A 20027-nucleotide genomic window follows, 5' to 3' on the forward strand; every position below is an offset into this window, starting at 1 on the left:
CAACTCCTTAGGTTATTTGCCGTCTTTACCAACGTGCAGAATGGCGAGGAACGCTTCCTGCGGGAGCTCAACGTTGCCGACCTGCTTCATCCGTTTCTTACCGTCTTTCTGCTTCTGCAGCAGCTTTTTCTTACGGCTGACGTCGCCGCCATAGCATTTCGCGAGGACGTTTTTACGCAGCTGTTTCACGGTAGAACGGGCAATAATGTGGTTACCGATGGCAGCCTGGATAGCGATATCGAACTGCTGACGCGGGATCAGCTCTTTCATCTTCTCTACCAGTTCGCGGCCGCGGTACGGCGCATTGTCGTTATGCGTGATCAGCGCCAGCGCATCCACGCGTTCGCCGTTAATCAACACATCCACACGCACCATGTTGGAAGCCTGGAAGCGCTTGAAGTTGTAGTCCAGCGACGCATAGCCGCGGGAGGTGGACTTCAGACGGTCGAAGAAATCGAGTACCACTTCCGCCATCGGAATTTCATAGGTCAGCGCCACCTGATTACCGTGGTAGACCATGTTAGTCTGCACGCCGCGTTTTTCGATACACAGGGTAATGACGTTGCCTAAAAACTCCTGCGGCAGCAGCATGTGACACTCAGCGATCGGCTCGCGCAGCTCCTGGATATTGTTCAGCGGCGGCAGCTTCGACGGGCTATCGACGTAGATAACTTCTTTCGAGGTGGTTTCTACTTCATAGACTACCGTCGGCGCCGTGGTGATCAGATCCAGATCGTATTCACGCTCCAGGCGCTCCTGGATGATCTCCATATGCAGAAGACCGAGGAAGCCGCAGCGGAAGCCGAAGCCCAGCGCGGTAGAGCTTTCCGGCTCATAGAACAGTGAAGCATCGTTGAGGCTCAGTTTGCCCAGCGCGTCACGGAAGTTCTCATAATCATCAGAGCTTACCGGGAACAGGCCGGCATACACCTGCGGTTTCACCTTTTTAAAGCCAGGCAGCGCTTTCTCCGCCGGGTTGCGCGCAAGCGTCAGCGTATCGCCGACCGGCGCGCCGAGAATGTCTTTAATGGCGCAAACCAGCCAGCCTACCTCGCCGCATTTCAGCTCGGTACGGTCAACCTGTTTCGGCGTGAAAATCCCCAGACGATCGGCGTTATACACCTGACCGGTGCTCATCACCTTAATTTTATCGCCTTTGCGCATGGTGCCGTTTTTAATACGCACCAAAGAAACGACGCCGAGGTAGTTATCAAACCAGGAGTCGATGATCAGCGCCTGCAGCGGCGCCTCCGGATCGCCTTCCGGCGGCGGAATATCGCGCACCAGGCGCTCCAGCACATCCGGTACGCCAACGCCGGTCTTCGCTGAACAGCGTACCGCATCGGTGGCATCAATACCGACAATGTCTTCAATCTCTTCCGCCACGCGTTCCGGATCGGCTGCGGGCAGGTCAATTTTGTTCAGGACCGGTACGACTTCAAGGTCCATTTCCATCGCCGTATAGCAGTTAGCCAGCGTCTGGGCTTCTACGCCCTGACCGGCATCAACCACCAGCAAAGCGCCTTCACAGGCGGCAAGCGAACGAGAAACTTCATAAGAGAAGTCGACGTGGCCGGGAGTATCGATAAAGTTCAGCTGATAGGTTTCGCCATCGGCCGCTTTGTAATCCAGGGTGACGCTCTGCGCCTTGATAGTGATACCGCGCTCACGTTCAAGATCCATGGAGTCCAGAACCTGGGCTGCCATTTCACGATCGGAAAGGCCACCGCAAATCTGGATAATACGGTCAGACAACGTCGACTTACCGTGGTCGATGTGAGCGATGATTGAAAAGTTACGTATATTCTTCATATTTAGAGTTAATTATGCCTTACGCGAATCATGAGGCCGCTGTTCTGTGCCTGACGTTTTTTAATCCGAAAACGCCGCATTCTACACTACATCCACGAAACCAGGAAATGCTCTTACCGCTAGCATAACCGGAGTAAATGACGAGTTCTTGCGGGAGTTGTAAATAAAGATAAGGGCCAGTGAATCACTGACCCAGTTGGGAGGAAGGCGTCTCGATGCGGACTAAATCTGGCGGCAAGCCGACGCTGATAATAACCGGCTGCCACGACTGCCGGGAGGCTAAGCCCGGCGAAAGACCGCGCGCGACCAGAAACCCGCCCACGCCGCCCAGCATTGCCCCGCATAGCGAAGCGAAGTCGTTGGCAAACAGCACCTGGAATATCGATGCCATCACGAACAATCCGACTAACGGCGCCATATACACCAGTACTGCCGACCCGAGCAGGCTACTCTCAGCAATGCCCAGTTCCACTTTTTGCCCGACCGACAGCGGCTGCTCGCAGGGAACGCTAATGGTATGGCTGGTTTGCGGCCCAAGCTTATTCAGCACCCGGCTGCCGCAGCCGGCGCGGGAAGCGCAGCTGCTGCAGGATGCTTTAACATCGCAATGAACCAGCGCAACGCCATTATCCCAGGAGACGACCGTCGCCCACTCTTTAATCATTGAACTGCCCTGAATTTAATACTGTCGGAAATACGCTTTGCCGTTTGCGGCGGCAGCTCGCCAACAATGGTTATCTCTGCGTTATCACGCACGGTAGTCGCCACGGTACGACGCCCGGTACGCAGCAGCTGATCGCTGCTATTCGCGGTGGCGCGATTAATATTGATAGAGAAACTAAACAGCCCATCGGAATACAAACGGGACTCAACCGGACCATCAAAGGTAGGGAGACGACGCTGGCTGCTGGACACTTCGGCAACGCCCTGCGGCAGCCAGGTAGGCGCCCAGTTAAAGTTGGCCTTATTGCCCCCCTCCGGCACCGACAGCTGCGGAGGCAGATTCGCTTTAGATAAGGTTTCCATGCTGGCGCTCACGTTATCACCGACGTTGAACGAGACGACCCGGAACTGCTCAAGCGTTTCACCATCGCGGTCAAGCAGATCTACGCGCAGAGGCAGCTTAGTTTCAGCGTCTAGCCATGCGATATAGCTATAGCGGGTGCCATCGCGAGCCACGACGCGCACCACATCGCATAAACGATCGGCAATACGCGTTCGTCCAACGGAAATAAAGTCGTAATAGGACGCCAGACGTTTAAAGTCGGAGTAGACCAACGAAGGCAGGGAATCAACGATATAGTCGCCGTTCAGGGTAAAAGGATCGAGCCCAGGTTCAAAGTAGCTGATTTCCGTTCTGCGCAGCACGACTTCGCGACGAGGTCCGTCAAGCTGCAGGAGCTGAGCCAGGGTGCGATTATCCAGTTTAGCGTGTCGATAGCGCAGCGACTCAACGCCCTGCTTGTTGATGCTGACGAAAGAGAGCTCGTAGTTGAGGGACTGGCTGGCCAGGTTCATCTGCTGCAACAACGCCCCGGACGATGTATCAGCCGAGGCGTTGACGGAGAAGAACAGGCTGCCTGCCATGAGCGACATGGCACACCAAAGTTGCTTCATTACTGCGATTGCGTTCCTAAAGTTTGATAGCCCGGTACCTGAACGGCGGCTTGCTGAGTCTGGGCCTGACCAAACTGGAGCTGTTCCGCATGCAGGCGACGCTGCAATTCATAGTCCTGCAGCATAGCATTAATTCTGCGGCGCTGTTCCTGTACCTGAGCCTGCTGACCGCTACCGGCTGAAGCCTCAGCCGGTACGCCCAGGCTAACCGGGCTGGCCTTCCCCATCATCGGCATGGTGTTAAACACCGGCGCCTCCGGCTGCTGGGATGAATCAGACTGGCCATTATACTGCTGGACGCCGACAATCACAGCGAGGGATACGCACGCGGCAACGCCCATCTGGGTGAGCGAACTGGCCCATGGGCGTACTTTTTGCCAGAAAGGCATCTGACGCCACTGGTGCGGTGCGGGCTGAGATTCAGGAATAAGAGGAACCGTCTGACGAACGGGCTCGTTTTCAATGGCGGCCATGACGCGAGCTGAGATATCAAAATGGAGCACCTCACTCGTATCGCCTCGCAGCGAATCGCGGATGAGATGGTAGCTCTCCCAGGTTTTTTGCATTTCAGATGAACGCTCCAGCTCGTTGAGCAGTTCGTTATCCAGCGTTTCACCATCCATTAAGGCCGAAAGTTTTTCTTTCTGCATGCCTGATACCCTTTTCCAGTATTCCGCTATCGTCAACGCCTGATTAGCGGTTGAACTTTATTATCAATAGCTTCTCGCGCCCGGAAGATGCGCGAACGCACTGTGCCCACCGGACAATCCATGATGGCGGCTATTTCTTCATAGCTCATGCCATCCAGCTCCCGCAAGGTGATTGCCATGCGTAAATCTTCCGGAAGCGATTCAATGGTACGAAAAACTATTTGTCTCAGCTCTTCTGACAACATTAAGTTCTCAGGGTTCGAAATTTCTTTCAATGCCCCGCCACTTTCGAAGTTTTCAGCATCATTCGCATCAACATCGCTGGACGGCGGACGGCGTCCCTGAGCAACCAGATAATTTTTCGCCGTGTTGACGGCGATGCGATATAACCAGGTGTAAAAAGCGCTATCCCCCCGGAAAGAATCCAGCGCACGCCATGCTTTGACGAACGATTCCTGAACAACGTCAGCGATATCGCCCGGCGGCACGTAGCGGGAGACCAGGCTTGCAACCTTATGCTGATAGCGCACCACCAGCAGGTTAAATGCTTTCTGATCTCCTTTCTGGACCCGTTCAACGAGGACCTGATCCGTTAACTGCTCGCTCATCCGAGGTAATGTCTCCCCAAACCCAATTCCCATGCGTATTCAAAAACACCACCCAATTACTGCATAAATGAGCAAGCAGAGGGTTGGAGTGTCTGAAAACAATAAAGTTCCGTTACGCCTTTGTTTTTCGTCCGGCACCGGCTGACGGATTGTTATCTCTCATTATATGTCCCGGTAGCTAAACGATATGTAAGATAATAAGAAAAAGCGCAAGACCCGCCAGAAGGGTAACGTAACCCGGCTTTTATTTCACTATAAAATCTGAAGCTAACGAGCCGCTTCGCAAAACCTTTTTTCGCTTCCCCGCCCGCCTCATTAAGCCGTAATGTTTAGCCCTCACAACAATGAGTAAAAAAATTGTACGATTTCTCGCGGGCTGGTGCTATTGTTCGCTTATTGTGTTTAGTAAATTAAACAAAGGCTATGAAAACAACTTCCGATTCCTCCTGTGATGTGCTGATTATTGGCAGCGGCGCTGCCGGATTATCCCTTGCCTTACGCCTGGCGGAGCGCTGCACGGTCACGGTTCTCAGCAAAGGCCCTATCAGTGAAGGTTCTACTTTTTACGCGCAGGGCGGAATTGCCGCCGTGTTTGATGAAACCGACAGCGTGGAATCCCACATCGAGGATACGTTGATTGCCGGGGCGGGTCTTTGCGATCGCCATGCGGTGTCGTTTGTGGCGAGCAACGCCAAACCCTGCGTTCAGTGGCTGATCGATCAGGGCGTCTTGTTCGATACCCAGGTACAGGCGAACGGTGAGGAGAGCTACCATCTGACCCGCGAGGGGGGGCACAGTCACCGCAGAATCCTCCATGCCGCCGATGCGACCGGTAAAGCCGTTGAAACCACCCTGGTGAGCCAGGCGCTGGCCCACCCCAACATCCGCGTGCTGGAGCGCAGCAACGCCGTTGACCTGATTATCTCCGATAAAATCGGCCTGCCCGGTACGCGCCGGGTGGTGGGCGCGTGGATCTGGAATCGTAATAAAGAAGCGGTTGAAACCTGTAGCGCAAAAGCCGTAGTGCTGGCAACCGGCGGCGCGGCGAAAGTTTACCAGTATACAACGAATCCTGACGTCTCTTCCGGCGATGGTATCGCGATGGCCTGGCGTGCCGGCTGTCGGGTCGCCAATCTCGAATTTAATCAGTTTCACCCAACCGCGCTGTACCATCCGCAAGCGCGCAACTTCCTGTTAACGGAAGCGCTGCGCGGCGAGGGCGCCCTGTTGAAACGCCCGGACGGCACGCGGTTTATGCCGGAGTTTGACGAGCGCGGCGAGCTGGCCCCGCGCGATATCGTCGCCAGAGCCATCGATCATGAGATGAAACGCCTGGGCGCTGACTGCATGTATCTTGATATCAGCCATAAACCCGCAGAATTTATTCGCCACCACTTCCCGATGATCTACGAGAAGCTTCTGGGGCTTGGCATCGATCTGACTAAAGAGCCGGTGCCCGTCGTTCCCGCAGCGCACTACACCTGCGGCGGCGTCATGGTTGATGATAACGGGCGTACAGACGTCGACGGACTGTATGCCATCGGCGAAGTGAGCTATACCGGATTACACGGCGCGAACCGCATGGCGTCAAACTCGCTGCTTGAGTGCCTTGTCTACGGATGGTCCGCCGCCGAGGATATTGTTAAGCGCATGCCTTTCGCGCAGGCGGTCAACGAACTGCCATCGTGGGACGAAAGTCAGGTCGAAATACCGGATGAACTGGTCGTGATTCAGCATAACTGGCATGAGTTGCGCTTGCTGATGTGGGACTATGTCGGCATCGTGCGCACCACCCGCCGCCTCGAGCGCGCCCTGCGCCGCATTAATATGCTGCAGCAGGAGCTGGACGAATACTACGCCCGCTTTCGCGTCTCCAATAATTTACTGGAGCTGCGTAACCTGGTACAGGTTGCCGAGCTGATTGTGCGCTGCGCCATGCTACGTAAAGAGAGCCGAGGGCTGCACTATACGCTCGACTATCCGGAACAGCTGCCGGATAGCGGGCCATCTGTGCTCTCGCCGCTGGCTCACATAAAAAGATAAAAATCCTGGGTCAAAGCAGTAAAACCTTCGGAATACTGCTGCTCCGGCCCACGGATAATCAACCTGTCGCTAAAGCACTCGTCTCCAGGCGTTGGAGAAAAAGCCAACAGAACCCGATGCGGCGGACGCATTTCCGTTTCCGCAACATCGGTACGCAGACGCAGATGCCAGCCCATATTCTGCGCCCGTTGCACAAAGGCGTTTCCAATGTCGACCGGAAGCACGACGCAGAAAAATCCCTCCTCCGTAATCAGCTCGGCGGCGCAGGTTAATAATGTCGCATGATCGAGTGAGGAAGTATAACGAGCCTGCTCGCGCTGCGAGGTTGCGCAAGGCACGCCATCGGCAAAAAAGGGCGGATTGCTGACAATCAGCTCGTAGCGCCGGGTTTGCGGCGGCTGCCATTGCTGAATATCCGCCTGATGAATCTGCAGACGCCCGGCCCATGGAGAATCCGCAGCGTTTTCTTGCGCCTGCGCTGCCGCCTCTTCATCCAGCTCCACAGCATCTACGATAACCGTCTCCCCGGTTCGCTGCGCGAGCATCAGCGCTAACAGACCGCTGCCGGCGCCGATATCCAGCACGCGTTTAACCTGGGCGATCGGCGCCCATGCGCCAAGTAAAATACCGTCGGTACCCACTTTCATCGCGCATCGGTCGTGGGCGACAAAAAACTGCTTAAACGTAAAACCATTGCGCGGCAGCGCAAACTTCGACTGGGACATCCTCGATAACCTTGCGGGCAAAAAACTTCTGAGCTTAAGGCTATGCACAATACCGGAGAACAGATAGCCTTACAAACAGATGAACATTGCGTCCGTAACGTCTATAATCGGCGGTCCACTCAGAGGTAGATCATGACTGTAACGACTTTTTCCGAACTTGAACTCGACGAAAACCTGCTGGACGCACTCCAGGATAAAGGTTTCACACGCCCGACAGCCATTCAGGCCGCCGCTATTCCGCCTGCGCTTGATGGCCGTGATATTCTCGGTTCAGCCCCGACCGGCACCGGTAAAACGGCGGCGTATCTCCTGCCAGCGTTGCAGCATCTGCTCGATTTTCCGCGCAAGAAGTCTGGTCCGCCGCGCATCCTTATCCTGACCCCCACTCGCGAACTGGCGATGCAGGTTGCCGACCATGCGCGTGAACTGGCAAAACATACTCATCTGGATATCGCCACGATCACCGGCGGTGTCGCCTATATGAACCATGCCGAAGTGTTCAGCGAGAACCAGGACATCGTGGTCGCCACGACCGGTCGCCTGCTGCAATATATTAAAGAAGAAAACTTTGATTGCCGCGCCGTTGAAACGCTGATCCTTGATGAAGCTGACCGCATGCTGGACATGGGCTTCGCGCAGGATATCGAACATATCGCCGGTGAAACCCGCTGGCGTAAGCAGACCATGCTGTTCTCCGCCACCCTCGAAGGCGACGCCATTAAGGATTTTGCCGAGCGTCTGCTGGAAGAGCCGGCGGAAGTTTCGGCGACCCCATCCACTCGCGAACGTAAAAAGATCCATCAGTGGTATTACCGCGCGGATGACATCAAGCATAAAACCGCCCTCCTCGTGCATCTTCTGAAGCAGCCGGAAGCGACGCGTTCTATCGTCTTCGTACGCAAGCGCGAGCGCGTGCATGAACTGGCGGGCTGGCTGCGTGAAGCGGGTATCAATACCTGCTGGCTGGAAGGCGAGATGGTACAGGCGAAACGTAATGAAGCGATTAGCCGTCTCACCGATGGCCGTATTAATGTATTAATCGCTACCGACATTGCCGCCCGCGGTATCGATATCGCGGACGTGAGTCACGTATTCAATTTCGACTTGCCGCGCACGGCGGATATCTACCTGCACCGTATCGGTCGTACCGGGCGCGCGGGTAAAAAAGGAACCGCCATTTCTCTGGTTGAAGCCCACGACCACCTGCTGCTGGGTAAAATTGGCCGCTATATTGAAGAGCCGTTAAAAGCTCGCGTTATCGATGAACTGCGCCCGACAACCCGCGCGCCCAGCGAGAAGCAAACCGGTAAACCCTCCAAGAAGGTTTTAGCGAAGCGAGCAGAGAAGAAAGAGAAAGAAAAAGAGAAGCCGCGCGTCAAAAAACGCCACCGCGATACCAAAAATATTGGCAAGCGTCGTAAACCAAGCGCAGCGGATACACCGCAGCAGTCAAACGAAGAGTAAAAAAACGCCGGGATATCCCGGCGTTTTTATATCAAAACTTAAACTTACAGGTTTTCGGTAAAAGTACGGGCGATAACGTCGCGCTGCTGTTCCGGAGTCAGTGAGTTAAAACGTACCGCATAGCCAGATACGCGAATGGTCAGCTGCGGGTATTTTTCCGGATGTTCAACCGCATCCAGCAGAGTTTCGCGACGCAGAACGTTAACGTTCAGGTGCTGGCCGCCTTCAACGCGGACTTCAGGTTTCACGTCTACCGGAATTTCACGGTATTCGATCTCGCCCAGATTGCTCACCGCAACCACGTCATCTTCAGCAAAACCGGCCTTTGCGCACAGGCAGCGGGCTTCGCCTTTTTCGCTATCCAGCAGCCAGAAAGAGTTCAGCAGGTCGTCGTTTGCAGCTTTAGTAATTTGGATACCAGTAATCATTTTTTGCCTCCCAGGCAGGGTTTGTTCGATTATTGGCCTTCGCGGCCAATTGGTAAAACCATTGTTCTATGAGTGTATATATATCAGCCGGGCACCCGGCATTCTTTGATTTAAATCAACAAAAACCACATCACAAAAGTGGTCATAGCTGGATATTATTGTTTTACATCAAGTTACGCCGTGTCGGACACCAAATAAATTTGTAAATTTTCAATTTTTTTTGCATGAAAAACGGCAATCGCGCGGAGCAAATTTTGTGATGTTGAAAGATGCAGTTAAGCTATGGCGATGACACTTTGCAGGAGAGCAAAATGACCACCCCATTAACCTGGCATGACGTGCTGGCAGAAGAGAAGCAGCAACCCTGGTTTGTTAATACCCTGAAAACCGTAGCTGAAGAACGCCAATCGGGAATCACCATCTATCCCCCGCAAAAAGATGTCTTTAACGCGTTTCGTTATACGGAGTTAAGCGACGTCAAAGTGGTGATCCTCGGCCAGGATCCTTATCACGGACCCGGGCAGGCGCACGGCCTGGCCTTCTCGGTTCTGCCAGGAATTCAGATACCGCCGTCGCTGCTGAATATGTACAAGGAGCTGGAAGGGACGACACCGGGCTTTCAGCGCCCGACTCACGGTTATCTCGAAAGCTGGGCGCGTCAGGGTGTTTTGCTGCTCAATACCGTATTAACGGTTCGTGCCGGGCAGGCGCACTCGCATGCCAGCCTCGGATGGGAGACCTTTACCGATAAAGTGATTTCATTGATTAACCAGCATCGGGAAGGCGTGGTATTTCTGCTATGGGGTTCGCATGCGCAGAAGAAAGGCGCGATAATCGATCGCCAGCGCCACTGCGTGCTCAAAGCACCGCACCCGTCGCCGCTCTCCGCCCACCGCGGGTTCTTTGGCAGTAATCATTTCGTGCAGGCGAATCAGTGGCTGGCCGAACGCGGCGAAGCGCCGATTGACTGGGTACCCAGGCTGCCGGCTGAAAGCGAATAGCTCTGAAAATGAAAATGCCAGCATTACGCTGGCATTTTGACGCTGAGACAAGGTGTTACGCCTTGTTCTGACGCCACCATTCAGCCAGCAGCACGCCGGTGGCTACGGACACGTTCAGGCTTTCAACGTTACCGGTGCCTTCAATCGCGATGTTCAGATCGGCGCTGGAAATAGCGGCGTCGGAAAGACCGTCACTCTCCTGGCCTAACACCAGCACCATTTTCTTCGGCAGCTCGGCTTTAAACAGCGGAGTCCCGTTATGGCTGGAAGTAGAAACAATCGCGTAGCCCGCTTTACGGAAGCGCTCAAGCGTATCAATGAAGCTGTCGCCCGTAATCGGTTCAACGTGTTCCGCGCCGCCTTCCGCAGTACGAATCGCGGCGCCGGATTCCATAACGCCAGCATCCTGCACCACCACGCCCCTGACGCCAAAGTGCGCGCAGCTGCGCATAATCGCGCCGAGGTTATGCGGGTTACCGACATCTTCCAGCGCCAGAACACAATCTTCAGCATCGGCTTTAGCTACCCACTGCTCAACGGAAGTGCCATGGCGCTTTTTAATCAGGAAGCAAACCCCGCCATGGTGTTCAGTGCCGGACGCTTTCGCCAGCTCGGCTTCATCAACCACGTGATAGGCTTTACGATTCGCCGCCATCCAGCGCAGCGCTTCTTTGAAGCGCGGGGTCACGCTCTGGATAAACCAGGCGCGTACAATGGCGTCCGGACGGCTCTGGAAGAGCGCCTGGCAAGCGTTTTCACCATAGACGCGGGTTTCTTCCGCGCGCTGGCGACGCAGCACTTCAGGATCGATAAAGCTTTTTCCGCTGATCCCGCCGTGATCCGCTTTTACCGGCGCCTCATCACCCGGCGCGCGGGATACGGTACGCCACGGAGAGGAACCCTCACCGCCAAAGCCTTCACGCTTGCGATCGTCACGTTTACGATCGCCACCGCGGCTCTCTTTTTCATCGCGCGCAGGGCGGTTACGACCGTCAACACGAGACTTTCCTGGACGTCCCCCTCCCTTCCCGGTACGCGGGTTATGGGTACGTCGGTCAGAATCATCATCACTGCGGACATACATCACTTTGACCTTGCCGCTTTTATTTTTCAGTTCGTCGTCGCTCATTCATTTTCTCCACCTGCGCTGCGCGAAGCGCGCAGATTACCCGATGTGTCATCACTTAGCCATTATTTCATTTAAAAGCCTGAGTCTATCGTATTCATTGAATAAAACTCATTGTCCTTTATTAGCTGTGCATCGATAATATGTAACATTACAGAAACAAATCGGCCACGTGCCGCGCTGCAACCCATAACCAGAGGTTAGTTATGAATACCGTTTGTGCCAGTTGTCAGGCTCTGAACCGCATCCCCGACGATCGTAGCGCCGATGGCGCGAAATGCGGGCGCTGCGGTCACGATCTTTTTGATGGCGATGTGATCAACGCGACCGGGGCAACGCTGGATAAACTGCTGAAGGACGATCTGCCCGTTGTTGTTGATTTCTGGGCGCCGTGGTGCGGCCCCTGCCGTAACTTTGCGCCAATCTTTGAAGATGTGGCTGAAGAACGCAGCGGTGAAATGCGTTTCGTGAAAGTGAATACCGAGATGGAACGCGAACTGAGCGCTCGCTTCCGCATTCGCAGCATCCCGACCATTATGATGTTTAAAAATGGCGAAGTCATCGACATGCTGAATGGCGCCGTCCCCAAAGCGCCTTTCGATAGCTGGCTAAATGAAGCAGGCCAGCAGTAAACCTCACGGGGCACCGCTTGTGCCCCGTTTTCACCTCTGCGACAATGGCGTTTTTTCTTAGCGATCCCCATGACTGATAACGCCGTCCTCCGCCTTCGCGCCGAACGCCTCGCGCGCGCTACCCGGCCTTTTCTTGCTCGCGGCAACCGCATCCACCGCTGCCAGCGCTGCTTGCTACCGTTGAAACAGTGCCTCTGCGCCACCCTCAACCCGGTTGCCGCTACCAGCCGTTTTTGCCTGGTCATGTTCGATACCGAGCCAATGAAGCCCAGCAATACCGGACGCCTGATTGCCGATATCCTGCCGGATACCGAAGCCTTTCAGTGGTCACGAACCGAACCACCGCAGGCGCTGCTGGATTTAGTCGCCGACCCGCAATATCAGCCGATGGTGGTTTTTCCTGCGTCTTATGCCGACGCAGAGCGTCAGGTTCTTGATTCCCCGCTCCCGGGTAAACCACCGCTGTTTATCATGCTTGATGGCACCTGGCCCGAAGCGCGAAAAATGTTCCGCAAAAGCCCCTGGCTTGACGCGCTGCCGATGATTTCCGTCGATCTGTCGCGCATCTCCGCTTATCACCTCCGGGAAGCGCACGCAGAAGGTCAATACTGTACCGCCGAAGTCGCGATTGCGCTGCTGGATCTGGCGGGGGATAAAACCGCGGCCGCGGCTCTTGGCGATCACTTCAGCTTATTCAGAACGCGCTACCTGGCAGGAAAAACCCAGCATAAGGGCAGTATCACAGCACAACTGATAGAAAACGTTTAAAATCATTCGGTCACTGGGGATCAAAGGAGACCGGTATGAGCCAACGAGGCCTGGAAGCATTGCTGCGGCCAAAGTCGATCGCCGTTATTGGCGCGTCAATGAAACCACAGCGCGCCGGTTATCTGATGATGCGCAACCTGCTGGCTGGCGGGTTTAACGGCCCCGTCCTCCCCGTTACGCCAGCGTGGAAAGCGGTTCAGGGCGTACTGGCCTGGCCTGACGTCGATAGCCTGCCCTTCACGCCCGATCTCGCGGTGCTTTGCACCAACGCCCGCAGAAACCTTGAGCTGCTGGAAGCGCTGGGGCAAAAAGGGTGCAAAACCTGCATCATTCTCTCTTCCATACCCGAACAGTATCCCGCTCTGCTGGAATGTGCCGCCCGCTATCAGATGCGGCTGCTCGGCCCGAACAGTCTTGGCCTGCTTGCGCCGTGGCAGGGTCTTAACGCCAGCTTTTCGCCGGTGCCTATACATCGCGGTAAACTGGCGTTTATTTCGCAATCGGCGGCGGTCTCCAATACTATCCTCGACTGGGCTCAGCAGCGTGAGATGGGTTTTTCTTACTTTATTGCGCTGGGCGATAGCCTGGACATCGACGTTGATGACCTGCTTGATTTCCTCGCTCGCGACAGTAAAACCAGCGCGATTTTGCTCTATCTCGAACACCTCAGCGATGCCCGCCGCTTTGTCTCGGCGGCCCGTAGCGCATCACGTAATAAGCCGATCCTGGTGATTAAAAGCGGACGCAGTCCGGCTGCGCAGAAGCTCCTGCACGTCAACTCCGGCATGGATCCGGCGTGGGACGCCGCTATTCAGCGCGCAGGCTTATTGCGGGTACAGGATACGCACGAGCTGTTCTCTGCGGTCGAAACCCTCAGCCACATGCGCCCGCTGCGCGGCGAGAAACTGATGATTATCAGCAACGGCGCCGCTCCGGCTGCGCTGGCGCTGGATGAGCTCTGGCTGCGCAACGGCAAACTCGCCGCTCTCAGCGAAGAGACCAGCAGCGCTCTCCGTCAGGCATTACCGGAAACTATCGCTATCGCCAACCCGCTGGATCTCCGCGATGACGCCAGCAGCGAGCATTACCTCAAAGCGCTGAACATATTGCTGGATAGCCATGACTACGATGCGCTACTGGTGATCCATTCCCCCAGCGCTGCCGCGCCGGGGACAGAGAGCGCGCTGGCGCTGATTGACGCTCTGAAGCGTCATCCGCGCGGCAAATACGTTACGGTTCTCACCAACTGGTGCGGTGAGTTCTCTTCACAAGAAGCGCGGCGTCTGTTTAGCGATGCGGGGCTGCCGACCTATCGAACGCCTGAGGGAACGATTACCGCTTTTATGCACATGGTGGAGTACCGGCGTAACCAGAAACAGCTCAGGGAAACTCCGGTCCTGTCAGATTCGTTAACCACTAACACTGCCGAAGCGCACAGCCTGCTGCAACGCGCAATGAATGAAGGCGCAACGTCGCTGGATACCCATGAAGTGAGCCCCGTGCTGCGCGCTTACGGTATTCATACTCTGCCAACGTGGATTGCCGCCGATAGCGCCGAGGCTGTACATATCGCCGAGCAGATTGGCTACCCCGTCGCTCTGAAGCTACGCTCGCCCGATATTCCGCATAAGTCGGAAGTTCAGGGGGTTATGCTTTATCTGCGCACGGCAACCGAGGTACAGCAGGCCGCGGATGCGATCTTCGATCGCGTCAAAATGACCTGGCCTCAGGCGCGTATTCACGGGCTGCTGGTGCAAAGCATGGCTAATCGCGCCGGGGCGCAAGAGCTGCGGGTTGTAGTTGAGCACGATCCGGTTTTTGGGCCGCTGATCATGCTGGGAGAAGGCGGCGTCGAATGGCGGGCTGAGGATCAGGCCGCCGTCGCGCTCCCGCCGCTGAATATGAACCTTGCGCGCTACCTCGTTATCCAGGCCATCAAAAGTAAAAAAGTGCGCGGGCGCAGCGCGCTGCGCGCGCTCGATATACCCGGCCTGAGCCAGCTACTGGTACAGGTATCGAATTTGATCGTCGACTGCCCGGAAATACAGCGCCTGGATATTCACCCTCTTCTGGCTTCCGGCCACGAGTTCACCGCGCTTGACGTCACGTTAACGCTCGCCCCTTTCACCGGCGACAGCGAAAGCCGCCTCGCCATACGCCCTTATCCACAGCAGCAGGAGGAGTGGGTGGTGATGAAGAATGGCGAACGCTGCCTTTTCCGTCCCATACTCCCGGAAGATGAGCCGCAGCTGATGGCCTTTATCGCTCAGGTCACAAAGGAAGATCTCTATTATCGTTACTTCAGCGAAATCAACGAATTTACCCATGATGATTTAGCCAATATGACGCAGATCGACTACGATCGAGAAATGGCCTTTGTTGCTGTGCGCACCACGGCCGAGGGGGATGAGATCCTCGGCGTGACGCGGGCGATCTCCGACCCGGATAATATCGATGCCGAGTTTGCCGTCCTGGTGCGCTCCGACCTGAAAGGTATGGGTTTAGGCCGCAAGCTCCTGGAAAAGCTGATTGCCTATACGCAAAACCACGGCCTGCAGCGGCTGAATGGTATTACCATGCCGAATAATAAAGGCATGATCGGCCTTGCCAGAAAGCTAGGATTCTCGGTTGATATTCAGCTTGAAGATGGGATTGTCAGTTTGTCTCTACAGCTTGTACCTGAGCAATTACAAACGGCTGGCCGCAATTGTTGACTACTTTAACGGGCAGTAATGGTATTATTGCCCGCTTACGTCGTCTGCATGGTACAGAAGACCCTTCAATAAACAGAGAAGAAACGCACTGTGATGTTGTCAAAATTTAAACGCAATAAACATCAACAACACCTTGCCCAACTCCCTAAGCTTTCTCAGTCAGTTGATGATATCGAGTTCTTTTACGCTCCGGCAGATTTTCGGCAAGCGTTACTGGCCAGGATAGCTCAAGCCACCCAGCGTATTTGTATCATTGCGCTTTATCTGGAACAGGATGATGGCGGCAAAGGAATTTTGCAGGCGCTATACGACGCTAAGCGTCAGCGTCCAGAATTAGATGTGCAGGTGCTGGTCGACTGGCATCGCGCCCAGCGCGGACGTATTGGCGCCGCGGCGTCAAACACCAATGCCGACTGGTACTGCCGCATGGCTCAGGAAAACCCCGGTGTCGACATCCCGGTTTATGGCGTTCCGGTCAATACCCGGGAAGCGCTCGGCGTTCTCCATTTCAAAGGCTTTATCATTGATGACAGCGTGCTCTACAGCGGCGCCAGTCTGAATGACGTTTACCTGCATCAGCACGATAAGTATCGCTATGACCGCTACCAGTGCATTCGCAACGGTAAAATGGCCGATGTGATGTTTGACTGGGTTGAGAATAACCTGGTGCAAGGGCGTGGAGTTAACCGCCTTGACAGGGCCGATCGGCCAAAAAGTCCGGAAATCAAAAATGACATCCGTCAGTATCGCCAGGAGCTCCGCGATAGCGGCTATCATTTTCTCGGCAATGCTGATGAAGATCAGCTGTCGGTTACCCCTTTAGTTGGTCTGGGGAAGACCAGCCTGCTGAATAAAACCATTTTCCATCTGATGCCCTGCGCTGAGCATAAGCTGACTATCTGTACCCCTTATTTCAACCTGCCCGCTCTGCTAGTGCGTAATATCATTCAACTGCTACGCAGCGGGAAGAAAGTTGAAATTATTGTTGGTGATAAAACCGCTAATGATTTCTATATACCGGAAGATCAGCCGTTTAAAATTATCGGCGCGCTGCCCTACCTTTATGAAATCAATCTGCGGCGCTTTCTGAGCCGACTACAGTATTATGTCAACACCGATCAGCTGATTGTCCGTTTATGGAAGGACGACGATAACAGCTACCACCTGAAAGGCATGTGGGTTGATGACGAATGGATGCTGCTGACCGGCAACAACTTGAACCCGCGCGCCTGGCGCCTGGATTTAGAGAACGCGATTCTTATCCACGACCCGAAACATCAGCTTGGCGCAATGCGTGAAAAAGAGCTCAATCTCATCCGCAAACATACTACGATCGTTCAGCATTATCGCGATTTGCAAAGTATTGCCGATTACCCGATAAAGGTACGCAAACTGATCAGGCGTCTGCGACGTATTCGAATCGACCGTCTTATCAGCCGTATTCTCTGAATTCTCGCCCCGCCCAGCGGGGCTTTTTCTGGAATTAGTATGCGCGTCATCATGCTTATTGTCCCACTATTATTACTGACCGGCTGCAGCCATATGGCTAATGATGCATGGAGTGGCCAGGATAAAGCCCAACACTTCCTCGCCTCAGGCATGCTTTCCGCCGCAGGCAACGAATATGCCCAACATCAGGGCTATAGCCGCGACCGTAGTGCCGCCATTGGCTTTATGTTTTCCGTAAGTTTAGGGGCATCGAAGGAGCTATGGGACAGCCGCCCATCCGGGAGCGGCTGGAGCTGGAAGGATTTCGCCTGGGATGTGGCAGGTGCCACTACCGGCTATGCGGTATGGCAGCTGGCACATCAGTAAGCCTACAAACGTAGACCCTTGCCTTTACGATGTAGCGTCAGGGACACCAGGAATGCGATCGCTCCCATTACGGTCACGTACCAGTAAAAAGCGTGCTCAATTCCTGCCGATTTTAACGACAGCGCGACGTACTCAGCCGAGCCGCCAAATAGCGCATTCGCCACCGCATAAGATAGCCCAACCCCCAGGGCGCGTACCTGTGCCGGAAACATTTCAGCCTTCAGAATTCCGCTAATTGAGGTATAAAAGCTCACTATCAGCAGGGCACATATTACTAAAGCAAATGCCGCATACGGCGAACTCACGTTCTGTAATGCATTGAGAATCGGGACAGTAAAGACGGTAACAAGTACGCCAAAACAGAGCATTGAGGTCCGGCGGCCAATCTTATCCGAGAGCGCGCCAAAAAGCGGCTGAACCAGCATATAAACAAATAAAGCCGCGGTCATAATCATGCTGGCGGTACCCGCCGTCATGCCAGCGGTGTTGACCAGATATTTCTGCATATAGGTTGTAAAGGTATAAAAGCTTAATGAACCTGCGGCAGTGAATCCGAGCACCATGATAAATGCCTTGCGGTTACGCCATAATCCTTTAAACGATCCCGCTTCTTTTAACGCGCGAGTTTCCTGTTTTGAGGTTTCGTCCAACTGGCGGCGCAGCCACAGGGCAACGATGGCTAATACTGCGCCGAGAGCGAAGGGGATCCGCCATCCCCACGCATGCAGCGCCTCATCGCTGAGGATCTGTTGTAACGCAACAACAACAAGTACAGCCAGAAGTTGGCCGCCAATCAGCGTGACGTACTGAAATGAGGCATAGAAGCCTTTTTTACCTTCTACGGCAACTTCGCTCATATAGGTAGCGCTGGTACCGTATTCTCCACCAACGGACAGACCCTGGAATAAACGAGCCAGCAATAGCAGAGCCGGAGCCCAGGTCCCTATCGTTGCATAACCCGGCAAGCAGGCAATCACCAGAGAACCAAAACACATCATGCAAACAGAGATAAGCATGGAGGTTTTACGTCCACGGCGATCGGCAATACGCCCGAATATCCAGCCCCCGATCGGACGCATCAGAAAACCAGCAGCGAAGACCCCTGCAGTTTGTAACAATTGCGTAGTGGTGTTGCCAGAAGGAAAGAAGATGTGCGCAAAGTAGAGTGAGCAAAATGAATAGACGTAGAAATCAAACCATTCAACCAAATTCCCTGATGATGCCCCTACGATTGCCCATATACGACGCCGGGTATCACCGTGATCCTGGGATTCACGTTCGCTAATACTGCTTTCTGTCATTGTAATTCTGCTCCAGCAAAGACTGCAATCTGCTGTGTTGGATGACCCAACTCACTCAGACAAATTAATTAGTAAACCAAATGTTATATAATTGTTATTATTTTATATGTGATAAATATCACATTTTATTTCTTACTGTGGCGATTCAAGATTAACGCGAACGGACAGGCTGGGATGAAGTGAAATATGAGGGTAAGTCCCTCTGGACAGGCTTTTATATTACAAGGAAGGAGGGGAACGCATGGCTGGTCGGGACGATTTTGCTTATCTGAAACGCAAAAAGCCCATCCGTCAGGATGGGCTCTTCACTTAATTGATGCCTGGCAGTTCCCTACTCTCACATGGGGAGACCCCACACTACCATCGGCGCTACGGCGTTTCACTTCTGAGTTCGGCATGGGGTCAGGTGGGACCACCGCGCTAGTGCCGCCAGGCAAATTCTGTTTAATCTGTATCAGGCTGAAAATCTTCTCTCAAATCCGCCAAAACATCTTCGGCGTTGTAAGGTTAAGCCTCACGGTTCATTAGTACCGGTTAGCTCAACGCATCGCTGCGCTTACACACCCGGCCTATCAACGTCGTCGTCTTCAACGTTCCTTCAGGACTCTCAAGGAGTCAGGGAGAACTCATCTCGGGGCAAGTTTCGTGCTTAGATGCTTTCAGCACTTATCTCTTCCGCATTTAGCTACCGGGCAATGCCATTGGCATGACAACCCGAACACCAGTGATGCGTCCACTCCGGTCCTCTCGTACTAGGAGCAGCCCCCCTCAATTCTCCAGCGCCCACGGCAGATAGGGACCGAACTGTCTCACGACGTTCTAAACCCAGCTCGCGTACCACTTTAAATGGCGAACAGCCATACCCTTGGGACCTACTTCAGCCCCAGGATGTGATGAGCCGACATCGAGGTGCCAAACACCGCCGTCGATATGAACTCTTGGGCGGTATCAGCCTGTTATCCCCGGAGTACCTTTTATCCGTTGAGCGATGGCCCTTCCATTCAGAACCACCGGATCACTATGACCTGCTTTCGCACCTGCTCGCGCCGTCACGCTCGCAGTCAAGCCAGCTTATGCCATTGCACTAACCTCCTGATGTCCGACCAGGATTAGCTGACCTTCGTGCTCCTCCGTTACTCTTTAGGAGGAGACCGCCCCAGTCAAACTACCCACCAGACACTGTCCGCAACCCGGATAACGGGCCCACGTTAGAACACCAGCCATTAAAGGGTGGTATTTCAAGGATGGCTCCATGCAGACTGGCGTCCACACTTCAAAGCCTCCCACCTATCCTACACATCAAGGACCAGTGTTCAGTGTCAA

Annotated in this window: 18 protein-coding genes and 2 rRNA genes; 8 read left to right on the forward strand and 12 right to left on the reverse strand. The window is 54.4% G+C overall.

Going from position 1 to position 20027, the window contains the following annotated elements; genetic code table 11:
- Positions 1 to 12: 12 nt before the first annotated feature.
- The 6 genes from lepA to rseD form a co-directional block, all read right to left on the reverse strand.
- The gene (lepA, locus tag CMQ96_RS21880; RefSeq protein ID WP_004123687.1) at positions 13 to 1812 is read right to left on the reverse strand and encodes a translation elongation factor 4; all 1800 of its coding nucleotides are present in this window, start codon (positions 1810 to 1812) and stop codon (positions 13 to 15) included.
- Between the two features lie 184 nt (positions 1813 to 1996).
- Positions 1997 to 2476: a SoxR-reducing system protein RseC gene (gene rseC, locus CMQ96_RS21885; protein WP_098067324.1), complete on the reverse strand. Its 480-nt coding sequence runs from the start codon at positions 2474 to 2476 to the stop codon at positions 1997 to 1999.
- Complete coding sequence (rseB, locus tag CMQ96_RS21890) at positions 2473 to 3429, reverse strand: sigma-E factor regulatory protein RseB (protein ID WP_098067325.1); 957 nt, start codon at positions 3427 to 3429, stop codon at positions 2473 to 2475. Before rseB ends, rseC begins: the two co-directional genes overlap by 4 nt.
- Positions 3429 to 4079 (reverse strand): anti-sigma-E factor RseA, encoded by a 651-nt coding sequence (gene rseA / locus CMQ96_RS21895; RefSeq protein ID WP_004132795.1) that lies wholly within the window; start codon positions 4077 to 4079, stop codon positions 3429 to 3431. The genes rseB and rseA overlap by 1 nt, the downstream gene beginning before the upstream one ends.
- 32 nt (positions 4080 to 4111) lie before the next feature.
- Entirely contained in the window at positions 4112 to 4687 is a 576-nt protein-coding gene (gene rpoE, locus CMQ96_RS21900) for an RNA polymerase sigma factor RpoE (RefSeq protein ID WP_004104583.1), read from the reverse strand.
- A 39-nt stretch (positions 4688 to 4726) separates the two neighbouring features.
- Complete coding sequence (gene rseD / locus CMQ96_RS29050) at positions 4727 to 4825, reverse strand: rpoE leader peptide RseD (RefSeq protein ID WP_155552530.1); 99 nt, start codon at positions 4823 to 4825, stop codon at positions 4727 to 4729.
- 285 nt (positions 4826 to 5110) lie between these two features.
- On the opposite strand from rseD, the gene nadB reads away from it, so the two are divergent.
- Positions 5111 to 6730 (forward strand): L-aspartate oxidase, encoded by a 1620-nt coding sequence (gene nadB, locus CMQ96_RS21905; protein ID WP_049085824.1) that lies wholly within the window; start codon positions 5111 to 5113, stop codon positions 6728 to 6730.
- Here the strand turns inward: nadB and CMQ96_RS21910 are convergent.
- Positions 6715 to 7455, reverse strand: a complete 741-nt coding sequence (locus tag CMQ96_RS21910) for a tRNA1(Val) (adenine(37)-N6)-methyltransferase (RefSeq protein ID WP_004132794.1) — start codon at positions 7453 to 7455, stop codon at positions 6715 to 6717. The genes nadB and CMQ96_RS21910 overlap by 16 nt on opposite strands.
- Positions 7456 to 7587: 132 nt before the next feature.
- Here CMQ96_RS21910 and srmB point away from each other — a divergent pair, with 132 nt between their 5' ends.
- Positions 7588 to 8919, forward strand: coding sequence for an ATP-dependent RNA helicase SrmB (gene srmB / locus CMQ96_RS21915; protein WP_024359371.1), 1332 nt, complete (start codon positions 7588 to 7590; stop codon positions 8917 to 8919).
- 44 nt (positions 8920 to 8963) lie between these two features.
- Here srmB and grcA read toward each other — a convergent pair whose 3' ends face one another.
- Positions 8964 to 9347, reverse strand: coding sequence for an autonomous glycyl radical cofactor GrcA (grcA, locus tag CMQ96_RS21920; RefSeq protein ID WP_098067326.1), 384 nt, complete (start codon positions 9345 to 9347; stop codon positions 8964 to 8966).
- Between the two features lie 311 nt (positions 9348 to 9658).
- On the opposite strand from grcA, the gene ung reads away from it, so the two are divergent.
- On the forward strand, positions 9659 to 10348 hold the full coding sequence (gene ung / locus CMQ96_RS21925) for a uracil-DNA glycosylase (protein WP_098067327.1): 690 nt from the start codon (positions 9659 to 9661) through the stop codon (positions 10346 to 10348).
- Between the two features lie 55 nt (positions 10349 to 10403).
- On the opposite strand, the gene CMQ96_RS21930 is transcribed toward ung, so the two are convergent.
- On the reverse strand, positions 10404 to 11477 hold the full coding sequence (locus CMQ96_RS21930; RefSeq protein WP_049085826.1) for a tRNA/rRNA methyltransferase: 1074 nt from the start codon (positions 11475 to 11477) through the stop codon (positions 10404 to 10406).
- A 203-nt stretch (positions 11478 to 11680) separates the two neighbouring features.
- On the opposite strand from CMQ96_RS21930, the gene trxC reads away from it, so the two are divergent.
- The 5 genes from trxC to CMQ96_RS21955 all read left to right on the forward strand — a co-directional run bounded on the left by trxC (position 11681) and on the right by CMQ96_RS21955 (position 17403).
- Positions 11681 to 12106 carry a thioredoxin TrxC gene (trxC, locus tag CMQ96_RS21935; RefSeq protein WP_004104599.1) on the forward strand — a complete coding sequence of 142 codons (426 nt, stop codon included), beginning with the start codon at positions 11681 to 11683 and terminating at the stop codon, positions 12104 to 12106.
- 69 nt (positions 12107 to 12175) lie between these two features.
- Complete coding sequence (locus CMQ96_RS21940; RefSeq protein ID WP_004132777.1) at positions 12176 to 12874, forward strand: tRNA-uridine aminocarboxypropyltransferase; 699 nt, start codon at positions 12176 to 12178, stop codon at positions 12872 to 12874.
- A gap of 35 nt (positions 12875 to 12909) precedes the next feature.
- Positions 12910 to 15588, forward strand: coding sequence for a protein lysine acetyltransferase (gene pat / locus CMQ96_RS21945; protein ID WP_098067328.1), 2679 nt, complete (start codon positions 12910 to 12912; stop codon positions 15586 to 15588).
- Positions 15589 to 15681: 93 nt separating this feature from the next.
- On the forward strand, positions 15682 to 17037 hold the full coding sequence (pssA, locus tag CMQ96_RS21950) for a CDP-diacylglycerol--serine O-phosphatidyltransferase (RefSeq protein WP_024359372.1): 1356 nt from the start codon (positions 15682 to 15684) through the stop codon (positions 17035 to 17037).
- A 39-nt stretch (positions 17038 to 17076) separates the two neighbouring features.
- A complete protein-coding gene (locus tag CMQ96_RS21955) occupies positions 17077 to 17403 on the forward strand; it encodes a YfiM family lipoprotein (protein WP_049130124.1) in 327 nt (108 codons plus the stop codon).
- A gap of 2 nt (positions 17404 to 17405) precedes the next feature.
- Here the strand turns inward: CMQ96_RS21955 and CMQ96_RS21960 are convergent, their stop codons facing one another.
- From CMQ96_RS21960 to CMQ96_RS21970, 3 genes are all read right to left on the reverse strand, one after another.
- Positions 17406 to 18704 carry an MFS transporter gene (locus tag CMQ96_RS21960; RefSeq protein WP_004132772.1) on the reverse strand — a complete coding sequence of 433 codons (1299 nt, stop codon included), beginning with the start codon at positions 18702 to 18704 and terminating at the stop codon, positions 17406 to 17408.
- Positions 18705 to 19022: 318 nt separating this feature from the next.
- A 5S ribosomal RNA gene (gene rrf / locus CMQ96_RS21965) occupies positions 19023 to 19138 on the reverse strand.
- 69 nt (positions 19139 to 19207) lie between these two features.
- A 23S ribosomal RNA gene (locus tag CMQ96_RS21970) occupies positions 19208 to 20027 on the reverse strand; the annotation flags it as partial.

It is taken from the genome of Klebsiella sp. MBT K-1, assembly GCF_002556465.1.
GTDB lineage: Bacteria > Pseudomonadota > Gammaproteobacteria > Enterobacterales > Enterobacteriaceae > Klebsiella > Klebsiella grimontii.

What these genes read in the sequence shown, in the direction of transcription:
- lepA (WP_004123687.1), bottom strand. Translation starts at nt 1,812, where the DNA reads ATGAAGAATATACGTAACTTTTCAATCATCGCTCACATCGACCACGGT.
- rseC (WP_098067324.1), bottom strand. Translation starts at nt 2,476, where the DNA reads ATGATTAAAGAGTGGGCGACGGTCGTCTCCTGGGATAATGGCGTTGCG.
- rseB (WP_098067325.1), bottom strand. Translation starts at nt 3,429, where the DNA reads ATGAAGCAACTTTGGTGTGCCATGTCGCTCATGGCAGGCAGCCTGTTC.
- rseA (WP_004132795.1), bottom strand. Translation starts at nt 4,079, where the DNA reads ATGCAGAAAGAAAAACTTTCGGCCTTAATGGATGGTGAAACGCTGGAT.
- rpoE (WP_004104583.1), bottom strand. Translation starts at nt 4,687, where the DNA reads ATGAGCGAGCAGTTAACGGATCAGGTCCTCGTTGAACGGGTCCAGAAA.
- nadB (WP_049085824.1), top strand. Translation starts at nt 5,111, where the DNA reads ATGAAAACAACTTCCGATTCCTCCTGTGATGTGCTGATTATTGGCAGC.
- CMQ96_RS21910 (WP_004132794.1), bottom strand. Translation starts at nt 7,455, where the DNA reads ATGTCCCAGTCGAAGTTTGCGCTGCCGCGCAATGGTTTTACGTTTAAG.
- srmB (WP_024359371.1), top strand. Translation starts at nt 7,588, where the DNA reads ATGACTGTAACGACTTTTTCCGAACTTGAACTCGACGAAAACCTGCTG.
- grcA (WP_098067326.1), bottom strand. Translation starts at nt 9,347, where the DNA reads ATGATTACTGGTATCCAAATTACTAAAGCTGCAAACGACGACCTGCTG.
- ung (WP_098067327.1), top strand. Translation starts at nt 9,659, where the DNA reads ATGACCACCCCATTAACCTGGCATGACGTGCTGGCAGAAGAGAAGCAG.
- CMQ96_RS21930 (WP_049085826.1), bottom strand. Translation starts at nt 11,477, where the DNA reads ATGAGCGACGACGAACTGAAAAATAAAAGCGGCAAGGTCAAAGTGATG.
- trxC (WP_004104599.1), top strand. Translation starts at nt 11,681, where the DNA reads ATGAATACCGTTTGTGCCAGTTGTCAGGCTCTGAACCGCATCCCCGAC.
- CMQ96_RS21940 (WP_004132777.1), top strand. Translation starts at nt 12,176, where the DNA reads ATGACTGATAACGCCGTCCTCCGCCTTCGCGCCGAACGCCTCGCGCGC.
- pat (WP_098067328.1), top strand. Translation starts at nt 12,910, where the DNA reads ATGAGCCAACGAGGCCTGGAAGCATTGCTGCGGCCAAAGTCGATCGCC.
- pssA (WP_024359372.1), top strand. Translation starts at nt 15,682, where the DNA reads ATGTTGTCAAAATTTAAACGCAATAAACATCAACAACACCTTGCCCAA.
- CMQ96_RS21955 (WP_049130124.1), top strand. Translation starts at nt 17,077, where the DNA reads ATGCGCGTCATCATGCTTATTGTCCCACTATTATTACTGACCGGCTGC.
- CMQ96_RS21960 (WP_004132772.1), bottom strand. Translation starts at nt 18,704, where the DNA reads ATGACAGAAAGCAGTATTAGCGAACGTGAATCCCAGGATCACGGTGAT.